Origin of the sequence: Cellulophaga sp. 20_2_10 (genome assembly GCF_023476645.1) — a bacterium.
Taxonomy (GTDB): Bacteria; Bacteroidota; Bacteroidia; order Flavobacteriales; family Flavobacteriaceae; genus Cellulophaga.
Window position 1 is genome coordinate 256,891 of sequence record NZ_JAMCOJ010000001.1, and the last position, 14,998, is coordinate 271,888.

15 protein-coding genes are annotated in these 14,998 nt (G+C 32.6%); 8 read left to right on the top strand and 7 right to left on the bottom strand.

Annotated elements, in window-relative coordinates:
- Positions 1 to 14 precede the first annotated feature (14 nt).
- Positions 15 to 1,238 carry an HD domain-containing protein gene (locus tag M4I21_RS01135; protein ID WP_249557113.1) on the bottom strand — a complete coding sequence of 408 codons (1,224 nt, stop codon included), beginning with the start codon at positions 1,236 to 1,238 and terminating at the stop codon, positions 15 to 17.
- A 37-nt stretch (positions 1,239 to 1,275) separates the two neighbouring features.
- Between M4I21_RS01135 and porX the strand changes: the two genes are divergently transcribed.
- The 4 genes from porX to M4I21_RS01155 all read left to right on the top strand — a co-directional run bounded on the left by porX (position 1,276) and on the right by M4I21_RS01155 (position 4,956).
- Complete coding sequence (gene porX, locus M4I21_RS01140) at positions 1,276 to 2,820, top strand: T9SS response regulator signal transducer PorX (RefSeq protein WP_249557114.1); 1,545 nt, start codon at positions 1,276 to 1,278, stop codon at positions 2,818 to 2,820.
- Between the two features lie 50 nt (positions 2,821 to 2,870).
- Positions 2,871 to 3,290: a tRNA (adenosine(37)-N6)-threonylcarbamoyltransferase complex ATPase subunit type 1 TsaE gene (gene tsaE, locus M4I21_RS01145; RefSeq protein WP_249557115.1), complete on the top strand. Its 420-nt coding sequence runs from the start codon at positions 2,871 to 2,873 to the stop codon at positions 3,288 to 3,290.
- Between the two features lie 76 nt (positions 3,291 to 3,366).
- Entirely contained in the window at positions 3,367 to 4,566 is a 1,200-nt protein-coding gene (locus M4I21_RS01150) for an alanine dehydrogenase (RefSeq protein WP_249557116.1), read from the top strand.
- 3 nt (positions 4,567 to 4,569) lie between these two features.
- Entirely contained in the window at positions 4,570 to 4,956 is a 387-nt protein-coding gene (locus M4I21_RS01155; RefSeq protein ID WP_249557117.1) for a DUF4258 domain-containing protein, read from the top strand.
- A 69-nt stretch (positions 4,957 to 5,025) separates the two neighbouring features.
- Here M4I21_RS01155 and M4I21_RS01160 read toward each other — a convergent pair whose 3' ends face one another.
- Entirely contained in the window at positions 5,026 to 6,195 is a 1,170-nt protein-coding gene (locus M4I21_RS01160; RefSeq protein WP_249557118.1) for a proline dehydrogenase family protein, read from the bottom strand.
- 95 nt (positions 6,196 to 6,290) lie between these two features.
- Here M4I21_RS01160 and aroB point away from each other — a divergent pair, with 95 nt between their 5' ends.
- Complete coding sequence (gene aroB, locus M4I21_RS01165) at positions 6,291 to 7,352, top strand: 3-dehydroquinate synthase (RefSeq protein ID WP_249557119.1); 1,062 nt, start codon at positions 6,291 to 6,293, stop codon at positions 7,350 to 7,352.
- A 97-nt stretch (positions 7,353 to 7,449) separates the two neighbouring features.
- Positions 7,450 to 7,749, top strand: coding sequence for a hypothetical protein (locus M4I21_RS01170; protein WP_249557120.1), 300 nt, complete (start codon positions 7,450 to 7,452; stop codon positions 7,747 to 7,749).
- A gap of 16 nt (positions 7,750 to 7,765) precedes the next feature.
- On the opposite strand, the gene M4I21_RS01175 is transcribed toward M4I21_RS01170, so the two are convergent.
- From M4I21_RS01175 to M4I21_RS01185, 3 genes are all read right to left on the bottom strand, one after another.
- Positions 7,766 to 8,281 carry a DinB family protein gene (locus M4I21_RS01175; protein WP_249557121.1) on the bottom strand — a complete coding sequence of 172 codons (516 nt, stop codon included), beginning with the start codon at positions 8,279 to 8,281 and terminating at the stop codon, positions 7,766 to 7,768.
- Positions 8,282 to 8,352: 71 nt separating this feature from the next.
- Positions 8,353 to 8,832, bottom strand: coding sequence for an Lrp/AsnC family transcriptional regulator (locus tag M4I21_RS01180; RefSeq protein ID WP_013622539.1), 480 nt, complete (start codon positions 8,830 to 8,832; stop codon positions 8,353 to 8,355).
- Between the two features lie 107 nt (positions 8,833 to 8,939).
- On the bottom strand, positions 8,940 to 10,055 hold the full coding sequence (locus tag M4I21_RS01185) for a M14 family metallopeptidase (RefSeq protein ID WP_249557122.1): 1,116 nt from the start codon (positions 10,053 to 10,055) through the stop codon (positions 8,940 to 8,942).
- Between the two features lie 304 nt (positions 10,056 to 10,359).
- Here M4I21_RS01185 and M4I21_RS01190 point away from each other — a divergent pair, with 304 nt between their 5' ends.
- Together M4I21_RS01190 and M4I21_RS01195 are read left to right on the top strand one after the other, a co-directional pair.
- The gene (locus M4I21_RS01190) at positions 10,360 to 10,731 is read left to right on the top strand and encodes a helix-turn-helix transcriptional regulator (RefSeq protein ID WP_249557123.1); all 372 of its coding nucleotides are present in this window, start codon (positions 10,360 to 10,362) and stop codon (positions 10,729 to 10,731) included.
- Between the two features lie 57 nt (positions 10,732 to 10,788).
- Positions 10,789 to 11,166, top strand: a complete 378-nt coding sequence (locus M4I21_RS01195) for a hypothetical protein (protein WP_249557124.1) — start codon at positions 10,789 to 10,791, stop codon at positions 11,164 to 11,166.
- A gap of 174 nt (positions 11,167 to 11,340) precedes the next feature.
- Here M4I21_RS01195 and M4I21_RS01200 read toward each other — a convergent pair whose 3' ends face one another.
- Positions 11,341 to 12,300 carry a sterol desaturase family protein gene (locus tag M4I21_RS01200; protein ID WP_249557125.1) on the bottom strand — a complete coding sequence of 320 codons (960 nt, stop codon included), beginning with the start codon at positions 12,298 to 12,300 and terminating at the stop codon, positions 11,341 to 11,343.
- 48 nt (positions 12,301 to 12,348) lie between these two features.
- Positions 12,349 to 14,988, bottom strand: a complete 2,640-nt coding sequence (locus M4I21_RS01205) for a DNA gyrase/topoisomerase IV subunit A (protein ID WP_249557126.1) — start codon at positions 14,986 to 14,988, stop codon at positions 12,349 to 12,351.
- Positions 14,989 to 14,998 lie beyond the last annotated feature (10 nt).

Genomic DNA, 14,998 nt, shown 5'->3' on the forward strand with positions numbered 1-14,998 from the left:
CTACATTGTACCTATTATACTTTAGGATAACAAGCATAATACTTTGTAACCGTTTTAGATAAAGTTTTACTATTTAACTGGTCAGATGCTTTTAAAACATCTGTTATTTTACCATTTTCTCTTAAAACCTTAATTGGTTGTGTGTTTTGTACATAAGCCGTGTTTTTAATTTCTCCACTAAAAACAAAATAAGCTGTTTCTTCATCAGATAAACTATGTTTCTCCTTAAAAGTCGCAAACTCCTTCTTCAACTTAATTACAGATATCGGTTTTTTCTTCACCTTAATATGAAGCAAATCTCTATGTAATATCATTTTACTTAAAGTAGACAACACAAAATCATCTTGATACTGCCACTCTTTAATTGCTGCCATAATATCTACATCGTCTAACTCTGCAAATTTAGCAATTACATCTGATGTAAAATCCTTTAATTCAATCTTGTTCTTCATAAAAAAAGACAAAATAGAGCTACAAGGTAAATCGCATCCCTTACTTATTAATGATTTAGCTCTGTGCAACGTTTTAATTAATAATTGCTCTGCTACTAAGCCAGTTTTATGTAAATACACTTGCCAGTACATAAACCTGCGAGCCATTAAAAATTTCTCTACCGAGTAGATTCCTTTTTCTTCTACAACCAAATCACCTTCTGCTACGTTAAGCATTGTAATTAGACGTTCTGCGTTAATGTTACCTTCTGCAACACCGGTGTAAAAACTATCTCTTTTAAGATAATCTAATCTATCCATATCTAGTTGACTAGACACTAAATCGTTTAAAAATTTCTTTGGATATTGTTTTTTAAAAATAGCAATTGCCGTTTCTAAAGCACCATTAAACTCCTTATTTAATTGCTGCATAAAAACAAGAGATATAGCCTCATGATCCACACCCTCTACAATGGTATGCTCCATTGCATGTGAAAATGGCCCATGACCAATATCATGCAACAAAATAGCACATAAAAGCCCTTCTTCTTCTTTAGGTGATATTTCAACACCCTTAAGGCGTAGTATCTGTACTGCTTGTTGCATTAAATGCATACACCCAACTGCATGCTGAAACCTAGTATGCTGTGCGCCAGGATAAACCAAGTAAGTTAAGCCCGTTTGCGATATTCTACGAAGCCTTTGAAAATAAGGATGCGCAATAATATTAAAAATTAGAGTACTAGGTATGCCAATAAATCCGTAAATTGGATCATTGAATATTTTAAGTTTGTTAGATATAATCAAAATCTTCTTTCTTTACAATTACAAATATAGACACTAAATGAACAAGATTACAATACTTTGGGTAGATGATGAAATAGATTTACTTAAACCACATATTATTTTTTTGGAAAAAAGAAATTATGAGGTAGTTACGTGCCAAAGCGGAAGAGAAGCTTTGGAGGAGCTAGAAACCACCAAAGTTGACATTGTTTTTTTAGATGAAAATATGCCCGGAATTAGTGGTTTAGAAACCCTTACCGAAATTAAAAAAGTGCATACTACGCTACCTGTAGTAATGATTACAAAGAGCGAAGAAGAGCTTATAATGGAAGAAGCCATCGGCTCTAAAATAGCGGATTACCTTATTAAACCTGTTAATCCTCATCAGATTCTTTTAAGTTTAAAAAAGAGCTTAGATCACTCTAGGTTAATCTCAGAAAAAACAACATCTAACTACCAACAAGAGTTTCGAAAAATAGCTATGGATTTGTCTATGGTAAATTCTTTTGAAGAATGGGCAGATTTATATAAAAAACTTATTCACTGGGAATTACAATTAGAAGAGATTGAAGATACTGGAATGTTTGAAATTCTAGAGTCTCAAAAAATCGAAGCTAACAATCAGTTTGGTAAATTTATTGAAAAAAATTACCCTGAATGGTTTTCAGGTGGAGACGCTCCTGTCTTATCGCATAATTTATTTAAAAAATTAATTTCACCTGAATTAAAAGGAAAATCTACTTTGCTGGTTGTTGTAGATAATCTAAGATACGACCAATGGCTTGCTTTTGAAAGTACGGTAAACTCATTTTATAAAAAAACAAAAGAGACTCCTTATTATAGTATACTACCTACTGCAACACAATATGCTCGTAATGCTATTTTTTCTGGTTTAACGCCTTTAGAAATGGAAAAAAGACATCCAGAATGGTGGAAAAACGACACTGAAGAAGGTGGTAAAAATTTACACGAGGCAGATTTTCTTGGAGCACAATTAAAAAGGCTTGGTTTAGATCTAAAATGGGACTACCATAAAATTAGCAGTCTAAAGCAAGGGAAGCATTTGTCTCAAAATTACAAAGCGCAAAAAGAGAACGATTTAACCGTTATTGTCTATAATTTTGTTGATATGCTTTCGCACTCCAAAACTGAAATGGAAGTGATAAAAGAGCTTGCTAGTAATGATAAAGCTTATCGATCTTTAACGGTAAGTTGGTTTAAAAACTCTCCTTTACTAGAGATTATTCAACAAGCCCAAGCAATGGGTCAAAAATTAATTATCACCACAGACCACGGCACAATTAATGTTAAGCAACCATCTAAGGTTATTGGAGATAAAGACACTAGCTTAAACTTAAGGTATAAGACAGGAAGAAGTTTATCTTATGAAGATAAAGATGTGTTAGCTGCTAAAAAACCAGCTTCATTGCAATTGCCAACGATTAATATGAGTAGCTCTTATATTTTTGCTAAAAACGATTTATTCTTTGCTTATCCAAATAACTACAATCACTATGTAAGTTATTACAGAAACACTTATCAACACGGTGGGGTTTCGCTAGAGGAAATGATAATTCCGTTTGTAGTTTTAGAGCCTAGATAATTGTTTTTAAAGCAGTACCGTTTTATATTTGCAGATCGTATTTTACAAAAATGAACAAAACTTTTTCCACACAAGAAATACAGCTAATTGCTGAAGAAATTATAAAACAAGCACCAACTAAAACATTGTGTTTCTATGGTGAAATGGGTGCAGGCAAAACCACACTAATTAAGGCTATTGTCAAACAATTGGGCTGTGTAGGCGATACATCTAGCCCTACTTTTGGTATTGTTAATGAATATCAAAATACATCTAACGAAACACTAGCTTATCATTTTGATTTTTATAGGCTTGAAGATGAAATGGAAGCTTTAGACATTGGTGTAGAAGACTATTTCTACGCAAATAAATGGGTATTTATAGAGTGGCCAGAGAAAATAAGTTCTTTCTTACCAGAGGACGCTACTAACATAAAGCTAGAGGTAATAAGCCCTACAGAGCGAAAAATCAGTTTTTTAACAACAGCCTAGTAAATCCCATTTATACGTACAATTTTCAAAAATAAAATTGTAATTTTGATGGTCAGACTAACAAACTCTAACGGATATGAATCAGCCTTCTTCGCCATTTAGCAAATACCAATTAATACCACAAGAAGAAAAGCTAGAAATACTTAGAAAAAAAGGCGAGATATTTATTGGTATCCTAAAAGAGAATCAATATCAAGAAAAAAGAATATGCTTAACTCCAGATGCTGTAAATGCCTTAACAAGTAATGGCCATAGAGTTTTAATTGAATCTGGCGCCGGTGAAAGTGCAAGCTTTTCTGATTTAGACTATACAAACGCAGGCGCAGAAGTAACAAAAGATACTAAAAAGGTTTTCTCTTGTCCTCTTATTTTAAAAGTAGAACCACCTACGCTATCGGAGATACAAATGTTAAATCCGCAGACTACAATTATATCTGCACTTCAAATAAAAACACAATCTAAAAAGTATTTTGAAGAGTTAGCTAAAAAGCGAATTACAGCTATTGCTTTTGAATACATACAGGATGAAGACGGAAAATATCCTGCTGTTCGTTCTTTGAGTGAAATAGCTGGTATTTCATCAGTTTTAATAGCATCAGAACTAATGGCTACAACCAATAATGGTAACGGCTTAATGTTTGGCAACATAAGCGGCGTACCACCGGTAGAGGTTGTTATTATTGGAGCTGGAACTGTTGGTGAATTTGCTGCAAGATCCGCAATTGGACTAGGAGCAAACGTTAAGATATTTGATAATTCTATTACCAAATTAAGACAAATACAAACCAACCTTAAACAGACCGTTTATACATCTACTATACAACCAAAAAACCTTCTAAAATCTTTAAAAAGATGCGATGTCGCAATTGGCGCTATTCGCGGTAAAGACCGTTGCCCTGTTGTTGTTACAGAAACAATGGTAGAGAATATGAAAAAAGATGCTGTTATTATAGATGTTAGCATTGATATGGGTGGATGTTTTGAAACCTCTGAACTAACAACACATAATAAACCAACAATAAAAAAGCACGGTGTAGTACATTATTGTGTACCTAATATACCGTCTAGATACCCTAAAACGTCCTCTATTTCCATTAGCAATATTTTTACGCCTTACCTCTTAAAAATTGGTGAAGATGGCGGAATGGAAAATGCATTGCGATTTGATAAAGGTTTACGTAATGGATTATACATGTACCACGGAATTTTAACAAACAAGTCTGTAGGAGAATGGTACGACTTGCAGTATAGTGATATCAATTTTTTAATTTTTTAATTTATGGCTTTTATAAAACGATTGGGATGGTACTTAGTAGGACTATCAATCGGTATTGTATTTTTAACTTTTTTCCTTAAAAAGAAATCAGAAGATACAGGAACAGAATTTTGCTACTTTCCAAATTGCAGAGTTCTAAAGGATCTGCGATCTAAACCTTTATCATATTCAGATGAAATAAAAGTGCTTTTTGCAAGCGAAGCTCTAGATTCTATAACTGTAGCTCACTTTTTAACAGATGGCGAAATAGATTTTGGCAGTAGTGACACAGAGTCTACTCCATGCAAAACTTACAAAATTGAAGGCTTAGTAAAAGAAAAAGAAGCAATTTTAACGGTTGTTAACTGCACTTCTAAAGTACTCGTAGATAAAATTGAGATAGAGAAATAAACTATATTTAAACAATAAGTATAAAAAAAGGGTGAACTTTAAAAGTTCACCCTTTTTTTATACTTATTGTTATTTTATTTTTCTTCGCTTACGCTCTTCCTTCAACAAAGATAACTCTCTAGTTGTTTGCCCAGCAACAGAAGTGTTTTCCTCTGCTCTGCGTATTAAGTACGGCATAACATCTCTAACAGGTCCAAAAGGCAAGTATTTAGCTACATTATACCCTTTATCTGCAAGATTAAATGAGATATGATCACTCATACCATATAATTGTCCAAACCAAATACGAGTATCAGAGTGTGCAATGTTTTTCTCTTTCATTATTCGTACTAAATCATAACAGCTGTTCTCATTATGGGTCCCCATAAATATAGACATTGCATCTAAATTATCAACCATATAAGCAACAGCTGAATCAAAGTTATCATCTGTAACTTTTTTGCTAGCACAAATAGGTGTTGGGTAGCCTTTTTTTTCAGCCCTGTCATTTTCTTTCTCCATATATGCACCACGCACTACTTTCATTCCTATTTTAAAGCCTTCTTCTTTAGCTTTCACATGTAGTTTTTTCAGATAATCTAACCTATCCCAACGGTACATTTGCAATGTATTAAACACCACAACCTTTTCTTTATTATACTTTTGCATCATTTGCGCGCATAAATCATCAGCTGCATCTTGCATCCAACTTTCTTCGCCATCTACCAAAAGAGCTACGTCCAAATCGTGTGCTTTTTTGCAAACCTTATCAAATCTAGCAACAACTCTGCTCCATTCTAATTGCTCAGCATCAGTAAGCGTTATACCCGCTCCTACTTTTTCAAAAAGAATAAATCTACCAAAACCTGTTGGCTTAAATACCGCTAATGGTATAGATTCTTTTTCTTTAACAAAATCTAGTACATGTAAAATTTTCTCGTAAGCATCATCAAAATGAGTCTCATCTTCCTTACCCTCTACAGAATAATCTAAAATAGTACTCACTTTTTTATCATACATTTTATCTGCAACAGGCATACAGTCCTCTTCATTAACACCTCCACAAAAATGATCAAAAACCGTGGCCCTTATTAAGCCCTCTACGGGCAAATGGGCTTTAATAGCAAAATTTGTAACCGTAGTACCAATACGTACCAAGGGTTCGTTTGCTATTAGTTTAAACAAAAAATACGCTCTCTCTAATTCAGAATCCGATTTTAGAGCAAAAGCAGTTGCCGTATTTTCAAAAATATGTTCCATTTTTATCAATTTCGTAAAGGAGCAAATATAAATACAGATTTTGTATTCTAATAACTAAAATATGTCTTTATTTTGCGATAAGTAAAATAAAAATCATGCAGTCAGTTTCAGCCAATACATATTCAGTTCATTTTAACGATAAAGCGTATACAGAATTAAATACTCACCTAGAAAAAGCGAATTATTCTAAGGTGTTTATCTTAGTTGATGAAAACACACATCAACACTGTTTACCAAGCTTTATGTCTCAGATTTTTGGAGATTATAATTACGAAATTATAGAGATTGAAGAAGGCGAGATTAATAAAACTATAGAAACTTGCGTACAAGTTTGGCACGTATTATCTGAGCTAGAAGCAGATCGCAAAAGTGTAATGATTAACCTTGGCGGTGGTGTTATTACAGATTTAGGTGGTTTTGTTGCCTCTACTTTTAAAAGAGGCATAGATTTTATTAACGTACCTACTACCCTATTATCCATGGTCGATGCTTCTGTAGGCGGAAAAACAGGAGTAGATCTAGGTTCTTTAAAAAACCAAGTCGGTGTTATAAATTTACCGCAAATGGTATTGGTTATTTCTTCTTTTTTAGAAACATTAGAAGAAAGACAATTACACAGTGGTTTTGCAGAAATGCTGAAACATGGCTTAATTAGGGATAAAAAGTACTGGAACGAACTTAACTTAGTATCAGATTTTAATAAATTGGATGAGTTTATTTACGATTCTGTAGTTATCAAGAACGATGTTGTCATGCAAGATCCTACGGAACAAAATCTACGTAAAATCTTAAATTATGGTCACACACTTGGCCACGCGGTTGAATCTTACTTTTTAGAAAGTGAAACTCATAAAACACTTTTGCACGGAGAAGCAATTGCTGTTGGCATGGTATTAGAAGCATATTTAAGCAACAAGCTTACAGGATTAAGCGATGATTCTTTACATAGTATAAAAAATACATTTATTCATAGATACGGTAAAGTTAGTTTTACCGAAGAGGATATAAAAAACATACTTACTTATTTAAAGTTTGATAAAAAGAATTCTCATGGGAATATTAATTTTGTTTTACTAGAAACCATAGGAGAATGTAAAATAGATGTTACAGTTCCTGAAGATTTACTGTATGAGTCATTTGCATACTACAAAGTTTAAGTAACACACCTACATAAAACACCTGTTACACAACTCTTTACAATTTTTACGTAAAAAAAGTTTTAGCTTAGACTTTATAACCTAAAACCAACAAATTATGTTACGCAAAATTGTAGATTACAAAAAATTAGACCATACTGTAGCCGCTAAACTGATAGAATCCTATCCTCACGGATATGGAGACGGAGACCTAATTGTTTTTAAAAATAGTAAAGGAGAATTTGTAGAAGCCGTAGAAGTAAAAACAGAAAAGATTATTTATCTGGTAAGAATAAGCAAGAGCTTATCTAGCTTTATAGCAAACTTTGATGAGATTATTGAAAAAGAATTAGAACCTACAGATCTGGAAACTTCAGTATCTAATTTTAGCATAGACACTGAAGCTGCAGAAAATTAAACAAACCCCTTATGCATTAAAGGTATCTATTCATTATTATTTTAGAATGATGCTCTTGATGTCCGCATAACACAAAACCGGCAGCAGCAGTACTCATTGGTGAGTTGCTTGCAGAACCTCTAAACTTTAATTGCTCATCACTTAAATAAGCAAATAAAGAAGTGGTAGACGCCCTAACGTCTAAAAACTCTTGCAATAAACTTTGCTTTGTTCTTTTGTTTGCTCCAGATACTGGCACATAATCATCTTGTTCAAAACCAGGTAAAGGTGTTGCATCTAATCTAGAAAAACGCATTGCTCTATATTGAAAAATACGCTCGGTATCTATAATGTGCAATAATGCTTCTGCAATTGTCCATTTTTCCGGCGCATATGCAAAAACTAATTTATCCTCAGGTATTAGATCTAATAAGTTTCTAAACTGCTCTTTTCCGTTTTCTAATGCAGTTAACAAACTTACATCTTCAACTAAATCTATATAGCCTTTATAATAAGAATTGTAATCTTCAGGCGTTAATGCTGTTGCTTTCATTTTATAAAATAAAAAAACCCAATGTAAAAACATTGGGCTTCTTAGTTATTAATTTGTTTCAATTAAAAAAATTACAATTCATTAAAAATTGTATGCATTAAACGCTTTTTATCGTTTATGCTTTCTTCTAAAGAAATCATTGTTTCTGTTCTACTAATACCATCAATATCATCTATTTTAAAGATAATATTTTTAGCATGCTGCGTGTCTCTTGCTCTAATTTTACAGAAAATATTAAATTTACCTGTTGTAATATGAGCAACCGTAACATAAGGTATACCTATTAAACGCTCTAATACAAATTTTGTCTGATGTGTTTTTTCTAAAAAAATACCAACATAAGCAATAAAAGAGTAGCCTAACTTAACATAGTCTAATGTTAAAGAAGAACCTTGAATAATTCCGGCTTCTTCCATTTTCTTTACCCTAACGTGTACAGTACCAGCAGATATTAGTAATTTTTTAGCAATATCTGTAAATGGTGTTCTGGTGTTATCTATTAACATATCCAGAATCTGGTGATCAATTTCGTCTAACTTAACTTTAGTCATTATATAATTAAATTTGGAACAAAAATAGTAAATTAAGAAGATATACGCACTAAATATGTATTTTTTTTATCAATAATGCAATTATTTTGCGTATACTAATTAAACTGTTAATTTACAAGCAAACAATCACTTAAAAGCGCATTGCTTTTTACGTAATCTAAATCACTGTTTATTAGTAAATTAAGTTTTTTATGTGCAAAAAAACAACCTAAATTATTTTCTTCGACAATTGTGGGTGCAAAAACAACTTTTCCGTTTTTTAACACTTCCTTATAAAGAACCCCTAAAGAATCGGCCTCTGGATGTATAGTTGCTATAGATTTAGCATTATATATAATAAGGTCTAAAAATAACTTACCATTCTCTGGAATATCAAAATAAGAGTCAACTTTATATAGGTCTACCTCTTTATTAACAATAGTTTCTACTCCTTTTAATAAAGAATAGAAAATAAACTCTCTTGTTTTCTCTCTATCATAGTCTCCTGGGTAATGCCCGGACTCAAACAAAATAGTAGGCGTATTTAGCATTTGGAACGCATCGCCAACACAATTACTATTAAACCCATCATCATACCTACCAACCTGACCAGGAATAAATTCTTGCAAAACGCTATTCATAGCAACAATTAACTGCATACTTTTATCTCTAGAAGCAGACATACCTCTTTCCTTATTAAATGCTGGTGCTAAAAAAGAGACCGTAGCCGGTTTGTCTGTTACCCCAACATTAAATATTGTTCTTTGATCATGAAGGTTAAAACAAAAATCTGGTTTAAAATCTAAATATACTTCTTTCAGTATTTTACTTTCTGGCTGACTTTGATCTTGTGCATCTCTATTTAGATCAATTTTATTCGCATTTATTCTTGTATAGGCAGCAGCACCATCTGGATTTAAAATTGGAATAATACGCAGTGTACAATTTTCTAAAATAGACAATGAAAGATCTGAAGATTTTTCAAGAAAATGTATTAAATCCAAAACAGCTTTTGTTGTTGTAGATTCGTTTCCATGCATCTGGGACCACATTAAAATTTTTGTTTTTCCGTGACCTATAGTTACCATTTTAATAGGAGCATTTAAAACAGATTTTCCAACTTCTTTTATTTCATTTTTAAAAACAGTCTGCTCTAAAAAAGGAAAAACATCTTCATTGGTTACATAACGACCTGTGACATTATCAACCTTAGACTCTTTAAATATTTCTTCAAAATTTACCATTACAAAAGATATTATTATGGCCTAAAGATAACGCTATATTAAGTTACAATTGTAACATCGTAAATTACATTTGTAACTACTAATGTTACAAATGTAATTTACGATGTTCGAGTATTACCTAAAATTGATTACATTTGTAACGTAGTAAATTTGCAGGTATCGATAATATTGATACAAAACACTTAAGTTCCTTTATTTCAATTAATTACACTATTTTATCTAAATTTAAATAAAGGTATATTTGAATTTTATTAAGAATTAGAAAGAGGAGCCACACAAACAAAACAAGCAATACAACGTTACAATGGTAAATTCTGAAGAGTTTATAAAGAGATTAGAAAAAGTAATAAACTATTACGGTTTAACCGCTGCTGCTTTTGCCGATAAAGTAGATGTGCAACGCTCTAGCATATCTCACCTATTATCCGGAAGAAATAAGCCAAGCTTAGAATTTGTTTTAAAAGTAGTAACTCAATTTCCTGACGTAAACTTGTATTGGTTGCTTAACGGAAAAGGTACTTTTCCGTATGTAAAAAAGAAAGAGATTGCCTCTGCCCCAAAACCCATTATTGAAGATAAAATTTTAAAACCTGAAGCTAAAAAAGAAGTAAGTAAGGTGATTATTTTTTACACTGATGGCACTTTTGAAACGTTTGATAAAAACGAAAAAAAATAAGCCTTATTTTAACATCTTAAAAGTCAAAATACTTCCTTAATTATTTATTTTTGTAGTATGAAAAAAAAATACTTTTACCTACTTGCCTCTGTTATATGTTTTTCATCTTGCTATAACCCAGAAAGAAAATGTGTAGATTTTAAAACTGGGGAATTCACCTTTGATTATGAAATTAATGGCGAAGAAAAAACAGGAAGATTTACTAGAGACAATGATTTTAGTGTTGAATACTACGAAAACAAAATAGACAGCTCCTCTGTTCGCTGGATTAACGACTGTGAGTTTGTGCTTAAGTCTTTAAATGATCAAAGCTCTATTCATTTTAAAATATTAGAAACAAGCAAGGAGAGCTACACTTTTGAATACAGAAACGCTGTTAGAGATCCTAAAAAGGAACTAATCGTAAAAAGAGGAAAGGCTACAAGAGTTAAATAACATCTTTTACCGCATTTTAAGGCGATTTAAAGAAGCTTATAGGCTTTTATTACATACCAATCGTTTGTATAAAGAAAATAGCACAAAACCAATCATTTTAAATAATGCGACTACAAACAAAAAGCCTCGTTGTTTCTAACAACGAGGCTTTTTTATTTACAAACATTTAAGACCTTAATTAGGACGCTCAAATGAAGATTTAGGATTTTGCTTAGCGTGTACTCTAAACTCTTTCTGCTGCTGCTTAACAGTCATTGTACTGCCATCATGACTCCAACCTGGAGGTCCAAATATATACATCAATTTATCTGAGATTTTCTTAGATTTTTTCATATCCGCCCAAATATCCTTAAACTCGTGTGTTAAAATAACAATTGGATTATTAGAGCTTGGCGCATGTATAACACCATACTTTACATCAATTTTATCATCTAACTCTAACCAAGTACCAAAAAGTCTGTCAAAAATATTTAAAAATCCACCGTGGTTTTTATCCAAGTACTCAACGTTTTGAGCGTGGTGTACCTGATGCATTGTATGTGTATTCATAAATTTCTCAAAGATCCCAAGTTTAGGAAGTAACACTGTATGTAATTGAAATTGCCATAGTGCCTCAATACCCAAGCAGAATACTACCATTTCTGGCTGAAAACCTAAGGCTGGCATCCACATGTAAAACAATGGCTTATACAACAATGTAAACCAACCGTTTCTAACAGCTGTACCTAAATTAAAATTATCTGATGAGTGATGCACAATGTGTGCTGCCCATAAAATTCTAATCTCGTGATTAGCTCTATGAAACCAATAATACGTAAAATCATCCGCAAGCTGACAAAGCAACCAAACATACCAAGCATAACCAAAAGATTGGTACCCCAATATATTAGTATGCACACCATTCACTAATGGATTGCACAACTCAAAAATAAATTCAAATATTACTATTGCCGATATAACCTTAAGTGCTGCAGCTAAAATTGCCGATCCCACACCCATAAAACCACTCGCAAAAAGATCTTTCCAATCGTAAAGATCATGATGCTCCTCATGGTTTTTACTATATGTTAATTCTAATAAGATAAAAATTATAAACGCTGGACCGCCATAAACTAACGGGTTTGTTAAATCCATAAAAATATTTTTAGTTTGCTAAGATAACAATATTAAAAGTTAATTTTTCTAAAATAGAGTTGTTTGTTCTATGTCATCATCACTAGAATCATCTTCCGAATTTGTTTTTTTAGCATCACCTTCTTCACCTTCTAACACCTCTTCATCTTCATGTTCTTCCACCACTTCTTCTGGTTCCTCATAAGGTAACGACTCTAATACGTTAGCAGATTTAATTTTATCTGCGGTCAATTGATTCCCTAAAGCTTTAATTCCTTTAACCGATATAAAATCTTCTATATTAACCTCTTGGTTTGGTTTTTGATCCTTGCCTCGTGGTTTCGTAAACTCTAATTCTACCATTGGCCTCCAATCTGTAGAAACTAATTCTAAAACAGATTTAGGATGTTCAGATATAAATAACTCTTCTTTATTTTCTTGCTCTACAAGAAAACGTTTTATGTAATAACGCTCTTTTGCTCCATCAAAATAAATTGCAGAAATTGGTTTTTTAGGACTCCATTTTTCCAAGACTATCATATCTTCATCAAAATGAATCGTAATTTCTGGCTTAATAGTCTTTACAATTCCTTTTTGCGTGATGATCAAAATTAAATCATCACCCTTAAATTCCCCTAGCAATTCACCTCTTCCTTCTAAATTAAGTCGACCTACAACTTCATCAAACCAAATTTTACGCGGCTTAAGCGTAGAAACTCCTTTTTCTTTTAGATCTATACGTTTTACAGCATATTTACTAACTATATTTCCTTTAGAAGATCTTCCTTTAATTAAGATGTCCGAAAAATCCATATCCCATTTCAACTTCTTAACACTACCAACCTGTCTTAAGTGAATTGTAACGACTTCCGCTTCTCCGTTAGGGTTGGCAGAAAAATACAAAACTTCAGAATTTGGTTTACCAGTAGTTAATGGGTACAACCTATCTCTTGTTACAGATGTAACATTAAATCTCTTTATATAACTAGGCCCACCTTTACCATCCTTATAGATTAGATTGTAGATGGTGCGTTTGTCTTTTTTCTTAAACACAGCGACGTGAATAATATTTTTACCTACAAATGTCTTTGAGTCAACTTTAGAAACCATCATATTACCCTCTGCGGTAAATACAATAATATCGTCTATATCACTACAATCTGCAACATACTCATCTTTCTTTAAAGAAGTACCGATAAAACCTTCTTCCCTATTTACATAGAGTTTTGTGTTTCTAATAGCCACTTTTGTCGCTTCAATATCATCAAAAATTCTAATTTCCGACTTACGCTCACGATCTTTACCGTATTTATCTTTAAGGTTCTTAAAGTAATTTATAGCAAATTCAATTAAATGTTCTAGATGATGTTTTACTTCTGCTATACGCTCTTCTAAACTATCTAATAGCTGTTGGGCTTTATCTAAATCGAATTTAGAAATACGTTTAATACGTATTTCTGTTAAACGCATAATATCCTCTTCTGTAACTGCTCTTTTTAAATGCTTGGTAAATGGTGCTAACCCCTTATCTATAGCAGAAATAACTCCTTCCCAAGTTTCCTCTTCTTCAATATCCCTATAGATTCTGTTTTCTATAAAAATACGTTCTAATGAAGAAAAATGCCATTGTTCCTCTAATTCGCTTAATTGAATTTCCAATTCAGCTTTAAGCAACTCTACAGTATAATCTGTAGAACGCTCTAACATTTCTGTTACACCAATAAAAAGCGGCTTATTATCTTCAATTATACAACCCAAAGGAGAGATAGATGATTCACAAGCTGTAAAGGCATACAATGCATCTATAGTTCTATCTGGTGATATACCAGAAGGCAAATGCACCAAAATCTCTACATCTGCAGCAGTATTATCTTCAATTTTCTTAACTTTAATCTTTCCCTTTTCATTTGCTTTTAGAATAGAATCTATTAAAGAAGAAGTGTTAGTCCCATAGGGTATCTCATTTATAACCAGCGTACTCCTGTCTAATTGAGCTATTTTTGCTCTTACTCTTATCTTTCCGCCACGTAAACCATCACCATAGTTAGAGACATCTATAATTCCAGAAGTAGGAAAATCCGGAAACAACTTAAATTTTTGACCTTTTAAATGCTTAATTGAAGCATCTATTAGTTCTATAAAATTATGCGGAAGTATTTTTGTTGATAAACCTACGGCAATACCTTCTGCACCTTGAGCAAGTAATAAAGGAAATTTTACCGGAAGATTTACTGGTTCTTTTTTACGACCATCATAAGACTGTTGCCAATCTGTAATTTTTGGACTAAAAACAACATCTAAAGCAAATTTAGACAATCTAGCTTCTATATATCTAGATGCCGCAGCCCTGTCCCCTGTTAGTATGTTACCCCAGTTACCCTGTGTGTCTATTAGCAAATCTTTTTGACCAATTTGCACCATAGCATCCGCAATACTAGCATCGCCGTGTGGATGATACTGCATTGTGTGACCAACAACGTTAGCTACTTTATTGTATCTACCATCATCTAACTCTTTAAGCGAGTGCATAATTCTACGCTGCACAGGCTTAAAACCGTCTTCTATAGCAGGGACAGCACGTTCTAAAATTACATAAGACGCGTAATCTAAAAACCAATCCTTGTACATCCCTGTAACCTTGGTAAGCTCGTTTTGGGGATCGTCTATATTACTATCTAGATTCTCGTTAATTTCTTCGTTCTCTTCCATAAAGAAAGAC

Coding starts and splice junctions, on each gene's coding strand:
- porX (WP_249557114.1), top strand. CDS start 1,276: ATGAACAAGATTACAATACTTTGGGTAGATGATGAAATAGATTTACTT.
- tsaE (WP_249557115.1), top strand. CDS start 2,871: ATGAACAAAACTTTTTCCACACAAGAAATACAGCTAATTGCTGAAGAA.
- M4I21_RS01150 (WP_249557116.1), top strand. CDS start 3,367: ATGAATCAGCCTTCTTCGCCATTTAGCAAATACCAATTAATACCACAA.
- M4I21_RS01155 (WP_249557117.1), top strand. CDS start 4,570: ATGGCTTTTATAAAACGATTGGGATGGTACTTAGTAGGACTATCAATC.
- M4I21_RS01160 (WP_249557118.1), bottom strand. CDS start 6,195: ATGGAACATATTTTTGAAAATACGGCAACTGCTTTTGCTCTAAAATCG.
- aroB (WP_249557119.1), top strand. CDS start 6,291: ATGCAGTCAGTTTCAGCCAATACATATTCAGTTCATTTTAACGATAAA.
- M4I21_RS01170 (WP_249557120.1), top strand. CDS start 7,450: ATGTTACGCAAAATTGTAGATTACAAAAAATTAGACCATACTGTAGCC.
- M4I21_RS01175 (WP_249557121.1), bottom strand. CDS start 8,281: ATGAAAGCAACAGCATTAACGCCTGAAGATTACAATTCTTATTATAAA.
- M4I21_RS01180 (WP_013622539.1), bottom strand. CDS start 8,832: ATGACTAAAGTTAAGTTAGACGAAATTGATCACCAGATTCTGGATATG.
- M4I21_RS01185 (WP_249557122.1), bottom strand. CDS start 10,055: ATGGTAAATTTTGAAGAAATATTTAAAGAGTCTAAGGTTGATAATGTC.
- M4I21_RS01190 (WP_249557123.1), top strand. CDS start 10,360: ATGGTAAATTCTGAAGAGTTTATAAAGAGATTAGAAAAAGTAATAAAC.
- M4I21_RS01195 (WP_249557124.1), top strand. CDS start 10,789: ATGAAAAAAAAATACTTTTACCTACTTGCCTCTGTTATATGTTTTTCA.
- M4I21_RS01200 (WP_249557125.1), bottom strand. CDS start 12,300: ATGGATTTAACAAACCCGTTAGTTTATGGCGGTCCAGCGTTTATAATT.
- M4I21_RS01205 (WP_249557126.1), bottom strand. CDS start 14,988: ATGGAAGAGAACGAAGAAATTAACGAGAATCTAGATAGTAATATAGAC.